Genomic DNA, 14,020 nt, shown 5'->3' on the forward strand with positions numbered 1-14,020 from the left:
CCTTAATCGTGAAGTTTTTGGAAAATATAAAATAGAAATTATGAAATTAGTTATAGTTACAGCAGTCGAAGAGTTTCAAACAGCTATTTTGAAACTCTTTAAAAATGCCAACATTCACAGCTTTAGTAGTTCAGATATTGATGGTTATAAAAATGGGGCATCCGTTTTAATGGCTTCTAGTTGGTTTCCTAGTCAAAAATTTGGGAATGAATCCCGTTTGTTTTTCTCGTTCACAGAAGATGAAAGTATTGATGTGCTTTTCAAATTAATACAGGAATTTAATTCAAATATAGAAACAAATAACGCTATAAGAGCCGTTGTCGTTCCTATTGAAAAATTTATATAAAGTAAAAGTTTAATCTAAAAAATAAATTACAATGTTAAATACATATTTTAGAATTATTGTTGGCACCATGGTATTATTAAGCGTTGTGCTTACCGTTTATGTAAACCCAAATTGGATGTGGTTTACGGTTTTTATTGGCGTTAATTTAATTCAATCTGCATTTACAAAATGGTGCTTGTTAGAAACCATTTTGCAAAAATTAGGTCTTAAAAAAGAAGGTTCTGCAGGTTGTTCGGTTCCAAATACCAATAAAAAATAACCCGATCTATTCCTTTAAACAAGAAACCGCAACAATCTTAATTTTTAGATTGTTGCGGTTTCTTTTATTTACATAAACTTACGGAATGTATATTTTATAGAAACGTGAGCTCATTTTTATATTAGATTATCATTTCCTTTACTTGGCGCAAATCGGAGAATAACATATCCTACAATAGCCGAAATTAAGGAGCCAACTAATATGCCAATTTTAGCCGAATCTATATATTCAGGATGTGAACTAAATGCCAAACTTGCAATAAAAATAGCCATGGTAAACCCAATACCTGCTAAAAATGCTACACCTATAATTTGATAAAAACTTATGTTTGATGGGATTGTTACCAGCTTGGTTTTCTTTGCAAGAAACACCACTAATGGTATTCCAATAGCCTTACCAAGAACTAAAGCCAGAATAATATTAGTTGTTAATGCCATATCTAATTCCACATCGCTACTTAACATAACACCAGCATTAGCCAGTGCAAATACAGGTATTATAAAGTAGGCTACCCAGCCATGTAAACTATGTTCTAAACGCTGTAAGGGCGATTGAAACTTACTCGTCCACTCTTCTAATTCATCAATATGACCAATTTGTTCGTTAGATAAAATTGGCTGTTTAAGGACACTAGACTTCTTAATTTTATTATAAATATCTTCCAAATTCTTTAAGAATGTTTGGGTATAAATCCCTTGTCTTACCGGAACTGAAAAAGCTACTAATATTCCAGCAACCGTTGGATGAACACCTGATTTTAAAAATAAAAACCAAACTACGACTCCAATTAAAAACAAAAAGAATTTGGAGTAATATCCCTTGTAAGATGTAAAATATAGGACACCTAATAAGGCGCCAGCTATAAGTAAAAGTGTGGTATTTATAGTACCACTATAAAAGATTGCTATAACTAATACAGCGCCAATATCATCCACAATGGCAAAGGCTGTTAAAAATATTTTTAAACTCAAAGGCACACGCTTCCCCAATACATTTAACACAGCTAATGAAAAGGCTATATCCGTTGCCATAGGAACTCCCCAACCTTTTAAGGTGTCTGGATTTTGATTTAAAAGAATGAAAAAGGTTACCGGAACAATCATTCCTCCTAATGCCCCAAATAATGGAAAGGCTATTTTTTTCATGGTGTTTAGTTCACCAATCAATAATTCTCTTTTAATTTCAAGTCCAATTAAAAAGAAAAATATAGCCATCAGACCATCATTAATCCATAGAATTAATGGTTTCTTAAATTCAAAACTTTCGGTTACTATTCCTAAATCATATTGCCATAACTCTTGATAGGTTGCACCGAAAGGTGAATTAGCCCAAACCAAGGCGGTTATAGTAGCCAAAAGTAATAAAATACCACTAAAGCTTTCTATCTTAACAAATTTTTGAAATGGTGTAAGAAGTACCCGTTTTATCATATATAAAGAAATATTTGAATACCAAAGATAAGTGATTGTGATTTTTGTTTAAAGAAAAACCGCTTATTTTAATATAAATTTATAATACGCTATAAAAATCAGAATGCAAATTCTAATAACTTAACTGTATTTTCATGTTTTGGGAATGTAACCAAAATTTATGAGGAATGTAGAATATGCATCAATTATTCAATAAGAATAAACACTAAAAAATGATGACAATTGCAGCAGTCCAGTATCTAGTTTCCTAAATTTCGGCAAGTTTTAAAATCATTTTCAACAAAAAAACGCTACAATTAACAACCCTTTTTATGTAATGTGATTCTGATTGGTGGTTACTGTCTATAAATTAAACTAATTAACTATCCTTAAAAGCTAACATTAAAAATGGTATTTGCATATTATATGCAATTTGCTCGGTTTTATGGTTTAAAAACAGATGCTCTAAAAAACTATGCTGTTTGCGCATCATGGCAAACAATTCAATATCGTTTTCTCTAATATAATCTAAAACTGTTCTTAAATAGGTTGTTTCGGATTTTAGTACAAATTGATGATTTATATTTCTAAAAAAACCTTGTAATTCTTGCTGTACAACGTGTTGTTTTGAATCGATAGTTTTTGCTTCGGTTATATGCAAAATATCTAATTTGTAATCGTAGTGCTCGGCTAAATCTATTAAAATGTTTAAATCTTTTAATTTATAAGCTGAATGGTATTTGGTGGTAAACAAGACATTTTTAATTTGTTTTATGGGGCAATTTGCAGGAATTGCCAAAACAGATATCTGACAACGCTGAAAAACACGCAAGGTATTACTTCCAAAAATAATTTTCTCCAAATTGGTCGCACCTTTTGTTCCCATAATAATCAAATCTATATCGTGTAAGGTTACAGTTTGATTGATAGAACCAATTAAATTATCATAATCAACAACGGGTTCAAAAGTATGCAACAGGTTATTGTGCCTGTTTTTAAAAGTCTCAATAAGTGCTTCTAATTTTACTTTGGCATCTGAAATTAGTTCACTATACAAAGATTCAGTGGGCTTGCTCTGCATGAGATCATCTGAAATAAATGTTGACGATTTTACCACATATAAAACATGAAATTCACATTCGGCATAGGTAAATAATTCCAACGCATAATTTATAGCATGAATGGAGTTTTCAGAAAAATCAGTTGTTAATAATATATGTCTCATAATTTGTTATCAGTTTTATAACCTACAAGATACCATTTGAAACGCATATTTAAAATGACAAATATCATTTTCTCGTCAACCTAAATAACGACATAGAACGACACTTTCTAACGAAGCAATGATTGTGCACATGAGCAGTTACTAATTCCTTGGAAGAAGTCAAAACCTATGGTTATCATGTGGGTTCCGGAATTATACCCAGCCAAATCATTTATTGTTATTTGATACGCATAAGCAAAGTAAAAACCAGATTTTTTAAGTCCTGCCATAGGACCTAAATTTAAAGGGTTAAAAAATTGGTCATTAAGAAATCGGTATGAAATGCCACCCCAATAATAATCATCTCGCTTATCTAACTTTCTAATTTTAATATTAAAATCTGTACTTGAACGATCATCACTAGCAAAGTATTGAAAGAATGTTGAAGGTTCAATTTCAAGTGATTTATTATTTTTATTTTGAATAACCAATCCGGAATAAACCTGATAATTTAAAAGTAAATCTGGTTCAATACCTAAAAAATTATCGATATCTTTTGGTAAAATATTATTCACGTTTAAACTGAAATAAAATCCTTTATTTCTATATAAAACACCAACATCAAAATTATTATTTGAAATAGCTCTATCGTCAGTTACGCGTGGATCAATTATGGGTGATTCCGAATTAGTTTCAAAATCTTCAATTCGAATTCTAAAACTATTTAAGTTATACGTAAGACCAAAGGATAAAAACTGATCGGAATAATAATCTAAAATAAGATGATGCGCAAATGAGGCTTTTAATCCTTTCTGTTCCGTAAGTCCATTTCTATCGTTATACAAAGAAACTCCCACACCAGAACGGTTGGCAATTCTAAAATCGGCATACACAGACTGATTATCTGGCGCGCCTTTTATGCCAACCCATTGTGTTAATCCATTAGCTCTAATCCTTAAATTATCGCCAATTCCGGCATACGTAGGAGAAATCACAAAAGGGTTATCTGCCAAATATTGCGTGAACACGGGTAAGTTTAATTCTTGACTATAACCTTGAGCTATGACTAAGAAAAGAGAATATATAATTAGTTTTTTCATTTTGATTTGTATTAAAATTTATAACCTCTTTTAGTTTATCGGTAAAGTGTAAAGTGTCCCACGAAGTCTCGATCATCATTCTCATCATTTAGCCTAACCACGTACCAATAATCTCCGGTAGGAAGTTCTTTACCATTGTATTTACCATCCCATTTTTGCCCTATTCTTAACGTGACAATTTTACGGCCATAGCGATCAAAAACATCAAAATCAAGATTTGGATAATGGATTGAACATCCAGGTCCCCATTCATCCATAGTACCATCACCATTTGGTGTAAAGTAATTAGGGATACAAACATCTACATACTCAAAATATCTAGTTGCAATAGCCACGCAACCACTACTATCGGTTACGGTTACGGTATATGTTCCAGATTCGGATATATAAAACACGTTCGTATTTCCATAGTCAACACCATTTAATGTATAAACATAATCTCCCGAACCTCCAGTTGCTGTTGCTATAATTTCATTAATAACACCATCAGTTAAAACAAGTGTTAACGGATCAAAGGCAGTTATATCAAAAGGATCCGTTGTTTGAATACAGCTATTAGTATGCTGTACATCTATAGTATGTCCAATTCCTGGTGGTACATCAATAAATACATTACTAGCTTGAAATGGTCCTCCGTTTAATGAGAAGTCCACATCCGCTAAATCCGTAATACTTTCATCTACTATAACGGTAACAATATTGCCTGACGCATTATTTACACATGCATATTCAATTTCAACCGTAGGATTTATTCGTGCAGATTCAGGGAAAGGTATCAACATTTCCGAATCGCAACCAGAACTATCCCGCACATAAACTGTATGGTTTCCACCAGCGACACCTGTAAAATCAAATATTGTTTGACCACTAGTTCCTACGGTATAAGGACCATTATAATCATCAAGGCTTACTGAATAAGGCGGTGTTCCTCCTGAAATTTCAATACTAAACTCACCATCCAAATCACCTTCACAAATTTCTTCAATAATGGTTAATGAATCGAACGTTATAAATACAGGAGCTGGTTCAACGATAGTGAAATTAAGAGTTAAGTAACATCCTAATTCATCTTGTACAATAACATCATACGTTCCTGGTTCTAAATCTTCAAAAACACCACTATCGAAAAACTGATTTAATTGCGGTGAAATGGCGTATTTAATGATTCCTGTTCCGCCTGAAGCATTAATAACTACAGAGCCATCATTTGCACCAAAACACGAAACATCTGTAACCGTAAAAGGTGCTATTAGAGGTGCAGCAGGTTCCGTTATATTTATAGGGTTTGAAGTTGTTAAACAGTCACCACTAACCACTTGAACAATATAAGTACCTGCAAAAAGCTCCGTAAAAATACCTGGACTAGCTTGAGTAGCAGGTATCGGATTTCCTAATGTATCTAATAATGTATATACATAATTTCCTAATCCACCTTCAGCAGTTGCAACAATAACGCCTGTTCCATCTCCAGCACAATTAATAACGGCATTGGTTAATGATAAATTAAGTGTTAAATCCGGTAATGGATCAATTGTTATTTCATTAGAAACAATAGCAATACAACCATTAGCATCTTGTACATAGTATTCATAAACTCCAACTGGAACTGTAAAAGTTGTTGATGTTGCAAAAGATCCTAAAACTGGTGTAAACGAACTATTAGCACTATACGTATAAGGTCCTGTTCCACCAGAAGCACTTAACGTAAGTGTTGCTTCCGTTAAACAGGTTTGTGACGTGGTTTTCACCAAGCTAGCTTGAATTGGTGTTGGCTGCGTAATTGTAATATTAGGCGATGTAAAACTACAACCGTATCCATCCGTTACTATAACTTGATACGTTCCAACGCCTAATCCTCCAAATACAGGAGAGGTTTGTGGTCCTGAAGAACTACTAGTAGGTGAAAGCATATTTAATGTGTACGAGTAATTGCTTCCTTGTCCACCTGTTGTTGTGGTTACTGTAATAGTAGCATTTGCATCATCAAAACATGATAATAAGGTTGTGCTAGGTATAACCGTTGCATCAATTGGTGCAGGAATATTTAGCGTTACTGTATCTGAAGCAATACACCCTCCAGCATCCATTACATTTACGGTGTACGTTCCTGCTGATAGATTCTCAAACGTATTGTTTGATGAATATGCAACGGTTGCCGCACCCGTTAACTCATATTGATAAGTTCCCCAACCACCTGTTGCTGTAGCGGTAATGGTTCCTAAATCATTAGTACAGGTTACGTTAGACGTTTCTAAAGCAACAACTGTTAACGCTTCCGTTGGTGATGTAACCGTTACCACATTGGTAGTGGTTGAACAAAACGGACTTGCCGTTTCGGTAACTTCAACGGTATAATTACCCGCTAATAAACCGGTTATAGCTTGTGGGTTCGTTGTAGTATTAGAGGCAATTGGTCCAAGTACTGAAGTTCCTGTATTGTCAAAAACTTCATAATTATATGTTCCGGTGTAACCAGTTACATTAATTTCAATGGCACCATTATTATCTCCAAAACAAGTTACGGCTGTGGTAGCTGTTGCAGTTGCATCAACCGTATCGAATGGTGAAACAGTATAAGCTGCTGTGGCTATAGTACATCCTGTATCTAAATCGGTTACAAGGAAATAATACTCACCAGGCAATGTAATATTGAAGATGTTTGAAGCTTGAGGCGTTCCATCTGGTAACATTTGATATTCAAAATTTCCGGAGCCTCCAGTTACCGTAATGACTATAGAACCTGTGTTATTACAATCTATTGGTGTTGCTTCAGCAACTGTTGCTGCTGTTAAAGTTGGCAATGGTAAAATAGTAACTGTATTTGTTGCAATACACCCGTTACCATCTTTTACATATAGTGTAATTGTTTGGGCACTTCCTGTATCTATAATATCGAACACATTAGAAGCAAAGTAATTTACACCATCAATACTATAGGTATAAGAAGGTGTTCCTCCTACTTCCGAAATTGTTAAAACGGAGGTGTTTACTGAACCATCAGCAGCACATGCAAAATCGGTTGCCGTTCCAGAAACCGTTAGTAAGGTTGGTTCATCAATAATAACATTGGCAGTTGCAGAACAACCTCTACCAGAATTTACTTGCACGGTGTATGTTCCCGCCGGTAACCCTGTAAAAACATTTGAGCTTTGAGGCGCCACAACTATTGGTGCTATTATTTCATAGGTGTAAATAGGGTTATCGTTTCCTGCATCTAAAAGAACCGTAATCACGCCTTCATTGCTACCATTACAAATTACATCTGTAACAGTGGTAGTAAAACTAACAGGTGTTGCAGCATCTAAAGTAATGCTCGCATCTTCTGTACAACCTGTGGTTGCGTCTGTAATGGTTACTATATACGTTCCTGATGGTACACCGGAGAATACATTTCCAGTTAAACTAATTGTTGCAGGATTTGGGCTAATACTATAAGAATAGGTTCCAGTTCCACCTTGCGCTGTTACGGTAATTTCGCCATCATCATCCGAACATGTTGTAATTCCGGTTACTGTTGGAGAAATTCCTAAAGGTGCTTCAATATTTACAGTCACTGTATTTCCACAACCATTAACATCTCGTACTTCAATAGTATGACTACCGGAGTTTAAATTTTGGATTGTGAATGGTACAGTTTGCGATTGAAATGCACCTCCATTTACACTAAATGTATAAGGTGGCATTCCTACAGTTGATAATGCAACATCTATTTCAAAAGTCCCTTCAGCAGTATTACATTGGTTACTTACAGTTGCAGAAACTACTGGTGAAGGATCCATAGGTAATACTAAAACAGGTGTGGTTCTAATACATCCATAAGCATCCATAGCATGTACATAATAACTATTAGCATCCATATTAAACGTGCTAGTTGAAGCCCAAGATGGGTCGGTTGCCAAAGGTGCAGTTGCCGTTGTAGTAATTTGATACATATATGGCGGTGTTCCATCCGTTGCAATAGCGCTTATAACTCCAGAATTAAGATTACAATTTGCATTCTGATCAACAGTTGCTGTTACACTTAATTCAAAAGCAGACTCCGTAATATTAAAAGGCACGGTAACCACACTACAACCTGTATTTGGCCCTGATGTTTCACTTATTAAAACAAAGTAATTTCCAAAAGGTAATGGTCCTAAATTAGCAACGGGTAAAGAACCATTTCCTGGCACTGTTCCTGTCCCACTAATTCCTGTTGTTACCAATGATAACGAATCGAAAATTTCATAAGTTACATTGGTAGCAGCACCATAGGTACTGTTAATTGTAAATGACACATTGCCGTCCGCACTACCTGTACAGGTAATGTTATTTGCCGTAACCGCCGTAGCCGTTAGCGTTGAATTTGTAGGAATTGGACTTGTAGCTGTTTCATAATAACTACAGCCAGTTGATGAGTCATAAACAATAAAGGTATATGTTACACCTGGTAATAAATTGTCAAACGTAGCAGAACCTGGTGTTAACTCTGGAACCCATGAACCACCTGGTGCTGTACCTGTTGCTGGGTAAAGACTAAAGTAGAAAGGTCCAGGACTAATTAAAGTCGTGCCAATGGTAACAACGGCTTCGCCTCCTAAAAGACAGTCGGCTGTTGCTGTTATATTAATATCTAAATCGTCTGGTGGTGACGCCACAAGCACATCTTGAACTAACACTGAACAACCATTAGCATCAACCACATTAATTTGATATAATCCAAAATCAACCACATCAAAGCTTATGGAAGTTGTTCCCGCATTGTTAAATTCCGAATTATTGTAACCATTAGTTCCTGTTACAAAATAATTATATGGCGGTGTACCGCCACTTACCCCGTCCACAATAACTGATCCTTGAGACACACCACTTGGGCTACACGTAATAGGAACTGCATAATGTACTACATTGATTGGTGATGGTTCAGCAATAATTATGGTTTCCGTGTCTGTACAGGAATTGTTATCGGTTAAGGTAATGGTATATGATCCTGCAGCTAAACCTGAAGTTTGTGTGCCATAATCAAAACCAGTAGTTGTATTATACACATTAATTACAAATACAGGCTCGCCAACGGTTGTGTTAATTACAACATCAATAGCAGCGTTTTCATCACCATGACATAAAATAGGTTGTGTTTCTGTTACTGAAACAATTTCAGGTAACGTAAGTACATCAATGGTATTAACCGTTGAAAGTGCTGTACATCCTTGGGCATCCGTTATTTGAAATTGGTAGGTTCCATCATTTGCAGTAGCATACGTAAATGGAGAGCCTGTTGCGCCTAACGCTGTAAATGCACCTCCATTAACAGATACCTCATATGTAAATGGTGGATACCCGCCAGTTATTGTTCCTGTAATAAGAGCGTCTGGAGATGTTGTACAATCCAAATCTTTAGTTACTATTGTACTCACGGTTAATTGAGCTGCAATAGTTTCAGCAGGCATTGTAAAAGTACAACCATAGGCATCTCTTACTATAATGGTATATGTTCCTGGAACTAAATTATTAAACGTATTATTTGAAGTAAATGGAGCACCATTGATACTATATTCATAAGGTGGCTGACCACCAGATGCAATTACCTCTAAAGTTGCTGCATTAGTTGCATCAAAACAATAATCTGAAGTTACATTAATAGTAGCTGTTGGACTTGTTGGAACCAGTAAATCGAAAGTCGTTGTTACTGTACAACCTTGTGTATCTATTACAGTTGCTGTATACGTTCCTGTTTGTAATAGATTTGTAAAGGTATTACTCGCTTGTGCTGGAAGGACAGTTCCATCTGGAAAGGTTAAACTATAGGAATTTCCGCCCCAACCTCCTGTTGCATTTATGACTACTTGTCCATTTCCGTTACAGGTAATTGGGCTAACAGTTGTTGAAATATTTAGAGCAGTAGTTGGGCCATCTATAGTTAATGTTTCTGTAGCTTCACAATTAGTTGTCGTGTCGGTTACAACAATTGTATACGTATCCGCAGAAAGACCATTTAAAACTATTGGAGATGTTCCTGCTGTTGAAGCGCCTCCATTTATGGTATAGGTGAATGTTGTTGAACCCGATACTGTAAATTGAATAGAACCGTCTGAATCACCAAAACATGTCACATTACTGATGTTTTGACCTATAACAGATAATGCTGGTAACGGGTTAATTGTATAGGATTCGGTATACGTACAATCATTTTCATCACTAACTTGGAACGTATAAGTTCCCGGCGCTAAATCAGCAAATACATTGGACGATTGATAAGGTGTTGCTTCTGTTGCTGGTGCAATAATTTGATATTCTAAATTTCCAACACCGCCAGTAGTTCCTGTAATGGTTATTGTTGACGTATTTAATGGACAACTCAATGCCGTATTATCAAATGTTAAATCCGTTGGAGGATTTAACGGGTCAATAGTAATACTACCCACAATTACTGCACACCCGCTACCATCTTGAACAGTAATTGTGTATGTGCCATTTGATAAACCAGAAAAGGTATTTCCTGCTTGGAATGTAACACCATCAATGCTATACGTATAAGGCAATGTTCCACCTGAAACTCCTGTAACCGTAATTTCACCATTTGTAGTACAGGTGTATGGCGTCGTTAACGTAAGGGTTCCTGTAATTGGGTCGCTTTCTGTAATCGTTATCGTTTGCGGATCTGTAACACAAACATCTGGTCCAGTAGTATATTGAACAACCACATCATAATCTCCTGCAGGAAGTCCTGTAAATACATTAGAACTCACGAAGGTAACGCCACCGTCAATACTATATAATAAGCTGTTTCCGTTTGGATTGGTAACATTTACAGTTATGGAACCATTTCCTGCTCCTTCACACGCAATATTAGTTTGATTTACCGTGAATTCTGGTGCTAAAGTAGCTTCCACGGTTATAGACGTAGTAGCTTCACAGTTATTAGAATCTATAACGGTAATATTATAAACGCCTGGAGCTGTAACCACAACTTCAGGAACCGTTTGGAAAACCGTTCCACTATTTACAAAGTAAAAATAAGGTGGTGTGCCGCCATTGGCATAAACGGTAATTTCTCCATCTGTACAAGTTAATGGACTTGTAAGCGCTGACGTTGCTGTTAATAAAGGTGGTTCAATGATTTCAACATCTTCGGTATGTGTACACCCATCATCAGTTTCAACAAGAGTTGTATAGATTCCTGGATTTAAGTTGGAAAATGTGTAATTATTCTCTGTTATTGGACCAACACTATTTACCAATGTTCCACCGTCATAAATTGAAAAGAAATATTGTGGTCGTACATCATTGGCTGCCAGCGTAATACTACCTCTATCCCCATAGCAAAGTGGTTGTGCTACTGTTAAAGACACAGTGAAATCACGCGCTCTAATTTGAACATCTGGAACTGTAAAAACACATGGATTTGTTGAAGCGCCTATCTGTCGGATGAAAATCGTATAAGTTCCCGCCACAGTAATAGGGAAAACATTACTTGCTTGGTATGTAACGCCATCAATGCTATATTCGTAACCATTTGGTACACCTCCAATGGTTATTTGTCCCGGCGTTGTACAGATAATATCATTACTCGTTACGGTTGGGTTTAAAACATTTTGATACACATTAAAATAAAACTGATTAAAACAACCACCTTCATAATTAATCGTTAATCGAAATTGCCCAGAAGTATTCGCATTAAAATTTGAACCAGTTCCTACTTGATTCCAAGTACAAGCCCCATCTTCATTTGCACAATCTGCGTTGACAACTGGCGTACAGCTCCCCTCATCTAATTGTTCCCATATTATTGAAGATGCATCTGTAATTTGGGTTTCAATTAAAGTGAAATCATTAGCGCCACACAAAAATATATTTGGTAATAATTTTCCGTCATTTGGACAGGTTACAACTTCATCGGCAAACGGAATAACTGGGTTTGTTAAAGTTGTACCTCCATAATTAGTAACCACAAACGTTTGGGTAATGGATTGACAGGGTGCTATAGCTGTATTATAAACGTAATAAGTACCTGTTGCAGCCACGGTTATGGATTGCGTTGTTCCAATTACCGGTGTGCCTGTTGGACTGGTGGACCAAGAATAGGAATCATAGCCATTTCCAGCTGTTAGTTCAACTGTGTCTCCACATAAAATGACATTTTCTATAAATTCACAGTCCAAATCTGCTAAAAAGTTCGTTGCTTGCGGTATAATTAAACAACCTGTATTAGTGTTTAAACTTGGATCGTCTGAAATAATAAAATTCGGATTTTCAATACCTCCGTAGGTAGCAAAGGCTTGATTGTTTATAATGTTCGAGCAGGCATCTGCTAAACTATCACAACTTTCTACTACTTGTACATGGATTCTAATTTCAGTAACAGGATCTCCTTGCTCTACAATAGAATTATCAACGCTAAAAATAAGCTCTCTTGTTGCTGGATTATAACTTTGTACGGTAACGCCCGGTGGTAAAACACCTAGATCTGCCGGATAGTTAAAAATAACATTAACAGGAAGCACGTCTCTTATGGTTAAGTTGTCGGCATCATCATTTCCTGTATTATTAAAACCAATTACATAATTTAATGAAGTTCCTAAACCCACTGTTTGACCACCAATATCGACTCCAAAATCATCTTCTACTATTTTGGTTAAAACGATTCTTGGTTCAATAATTTCGACAGCAAAAGCACAGAAGTAAGCAAAATACTGATCTTGATTACTTTCTAACCTAATAGTAGCAGTTGTATCTCCATTACCAATGACGGTGTTTCCTGGGTTAGGAATTACCATAATACCTGTATCAAAACCTAAAGTATTTGCACTGTTAGGGACTCTGTTATTAACAGGTAAGGCACTCAATTGAGTTACAGTGGAATTAAAAAAGTTATTTGCTGGTCTATCTACCGCAGACATCGTAACACCATTAAGAATTAATCTGTCATTCTGAATAGGGCTATCCCCTTCTAGCGCCGCAAAAGCAAAGTTTGCTCTTACAGGAACTGGTGCCGGAACGGTTCGGAATCCTGATACTGGAATATCCACATTAACAGAACTATTAATTGAACTAAAACCATCAAAACTGGTGATAGATTTTCCTGGCAAGGTTGGATCTTCAAAAACGATAAATAGCGACCACCCTGCGGATAAACCAGTTCCATTATAAGGATTAAAATTAGAGGTTTCTCCTTGTAATGTTGACACGTTCCCTACGGTATAAGTACCTAAATCGTTAGCCAAACCAGTAACGATTGAAGTAACATCTGCATAACAGGAATATGGAAAACTATTTCCGGTTTCAACACCGTTGGCTTCATAAATAACCGTACCTACCACATCATTATAACCGCCAGTGGGTCCTTTAAACTTGACATTGGTTATTGGGTCGCTTCCATTAGTAACAGCTCCCCAATATAAACCTGCATGGACAATTCTATAGCAGTTTGGGTTTGGTATTTCTAAATCGGCACTCGTAGAGTTAAAAGTGGATGGATCTCCATCAATATCAATATAGCGCATATCAACATTATGGTTGTATACAGATGTATTGTTAAATGGATTATTGCTTGGCCCTAAGATATTATTTCCAATGAGACGAATATCGCCTTTTAAGTCACTGTTAAATCTTGGTGTGAAGGGCACGAAGTTTTGAGCAATTGATTGTAAACTCATAAAAAGTATGATTACAACAATGCTAATCTTAAAAAAAGTAGGTTTTTTCATGATATCTTTGTTTATA

The 14,020-nt window shown here is 35.8% G+C and carries 6 protein-coding genes; 2 read left to right on the forward strand and 4 right to left on the reverse strand.

The window, feature by feature from the left end; translation table 11 throughout:
- Positions 1-40: 40 nt before the first annotated feature.
- Complete coding sequence (locus tag GMA17_RS06140; RefSeq protein WP_248400164.1) at positions 41-346, forward strand: hypothetical protein; 306 nt, start codon at positions 41-43, stop codon at positions 344-346.
- Between the two features lie 31 nt (positions 347-377).
- Positions 378-605: a DUF2892 domain-containing protein gene (locus GMA17_RS06145; protein WP_248400167.1), complete on the forward strand. Its 228-nt coding sequence runs from the start codon at positions 378-380 to the stop codon at positions 603-605.
- A 116-nt stretch (positions 606-721) separates the two neighbouring features.
- Here the strand turns inward: GMA17_RS06145 and nhaA are convergent, their stop codons facing one another.
- The 4 genes from nhaA to GMA17_RS06165 all read right to left on the reverse strand — a co-directional run bounded on the left by nhaA (position 722) and on the right by GMA17_RS06165 (position 14,004).
- On the reverse strand, positions 722-2,035 hold the full coding sequence (gene nhaA, locus GMA17_RS06150) for a Na+/H+ antiporter NhaA (RefSeq protein WP_248400176.1): 1,314 nt from the start codon (positions 2,033-2,035) through the stop codon (positions 722-724).
- Positions 2,036-2,393: 358 nt separating this feature from the next.
- A complete protein-coding gene (locus tag GMA17_RS06155) occupies positions 2,394-3,239 on the reverse strand; it encodes a universal stress protein (protein ID WP_248400178.1) in 846 nt (281 codons plus the stop codon).
- Positions 3,240-3,346: 107 nt separating this feature from the next.
- On the reverse strand, positions 3,347-4,318 hold the full coding sequence (locus tag GMA17_RS06160; RefSeq protein ID WP_248400180.1) for a type IX secretion system membrane protein PorP/SprF: 972 nt from the start codon (positions 4,316-4,318) through the stop codon (positions 3,347-3,349).
- A gap of 35 nt (positions 4,319-4,353) precedes the next feature.
- Entirely contained in the window at positions 4,354-14,004 is a 9,651-nt protein-coding gene (locus GMA17_RS06165; RefSeq protein ID WP_248400182.1) for a T9SS type B sorting domain-containing protein, read from the reverse strand.
- Between the last annotated feature and the right edge of the window lie 16 nt (positions 14,005-14,020).

The sequence above is a fragment of the Bizionia sp. M204 genome, from assembly GCF_023205095.1.
Lineage (GTDB): Bacteria > Bacteroidota > Bacteroidia > Flavobacteriales > Flavobacteriaceae > Algorimicrobium > Algorimicrobium hallyeonense.

What these genes read in the sequence shown, in the direction of transcription:
- GMA17_RS06140 (WP_248400164.1), top strand. Translation starts at nt 41, where the DNA reads ATGAAATTAGTTATAGTTACAGCAGTCGAAGAGTTTCAAACAGCTATT.
- GMA17_RS06145 (WP_248400167.1), top strand. Translation starts at nt 378, where the DNA reads ATGTTAAATACATATTTTAGAATTATTGTTGGCACCATGGTATTATTA.
- nhaA (WP_248400176.1), bottom strand. Translation starts at nt 2,035, where the DNA reads ATGATAAAACGGGTACTTCTTACACCATTTCAAAAATTTGTTAAGATA.
- GMA17_RS06155 (WP_248400178.1), bottom strand. Translation starts at nt 3,239, where the DNA reads ATGAGACATATATTATTAACAACTGATTTTTCTGAAAACTCCATTCAT.
- GMA17_RS06160 (WP_248400180.1), bottom strand. Translation starts at nt 4,318, where the DNA reads ATGAAAAAACTAATTATATATTCTCTTTTCTTAGTCATAGCTCAAGGT.
- GMA17_RS06165 (WP_248400182.1), bottom strand. Translation starts at nt 14,004, where the DNA reads ATGAAAAAACCTACTTTTTTTAAGATTAGCATTGTTGTAATCATACTT.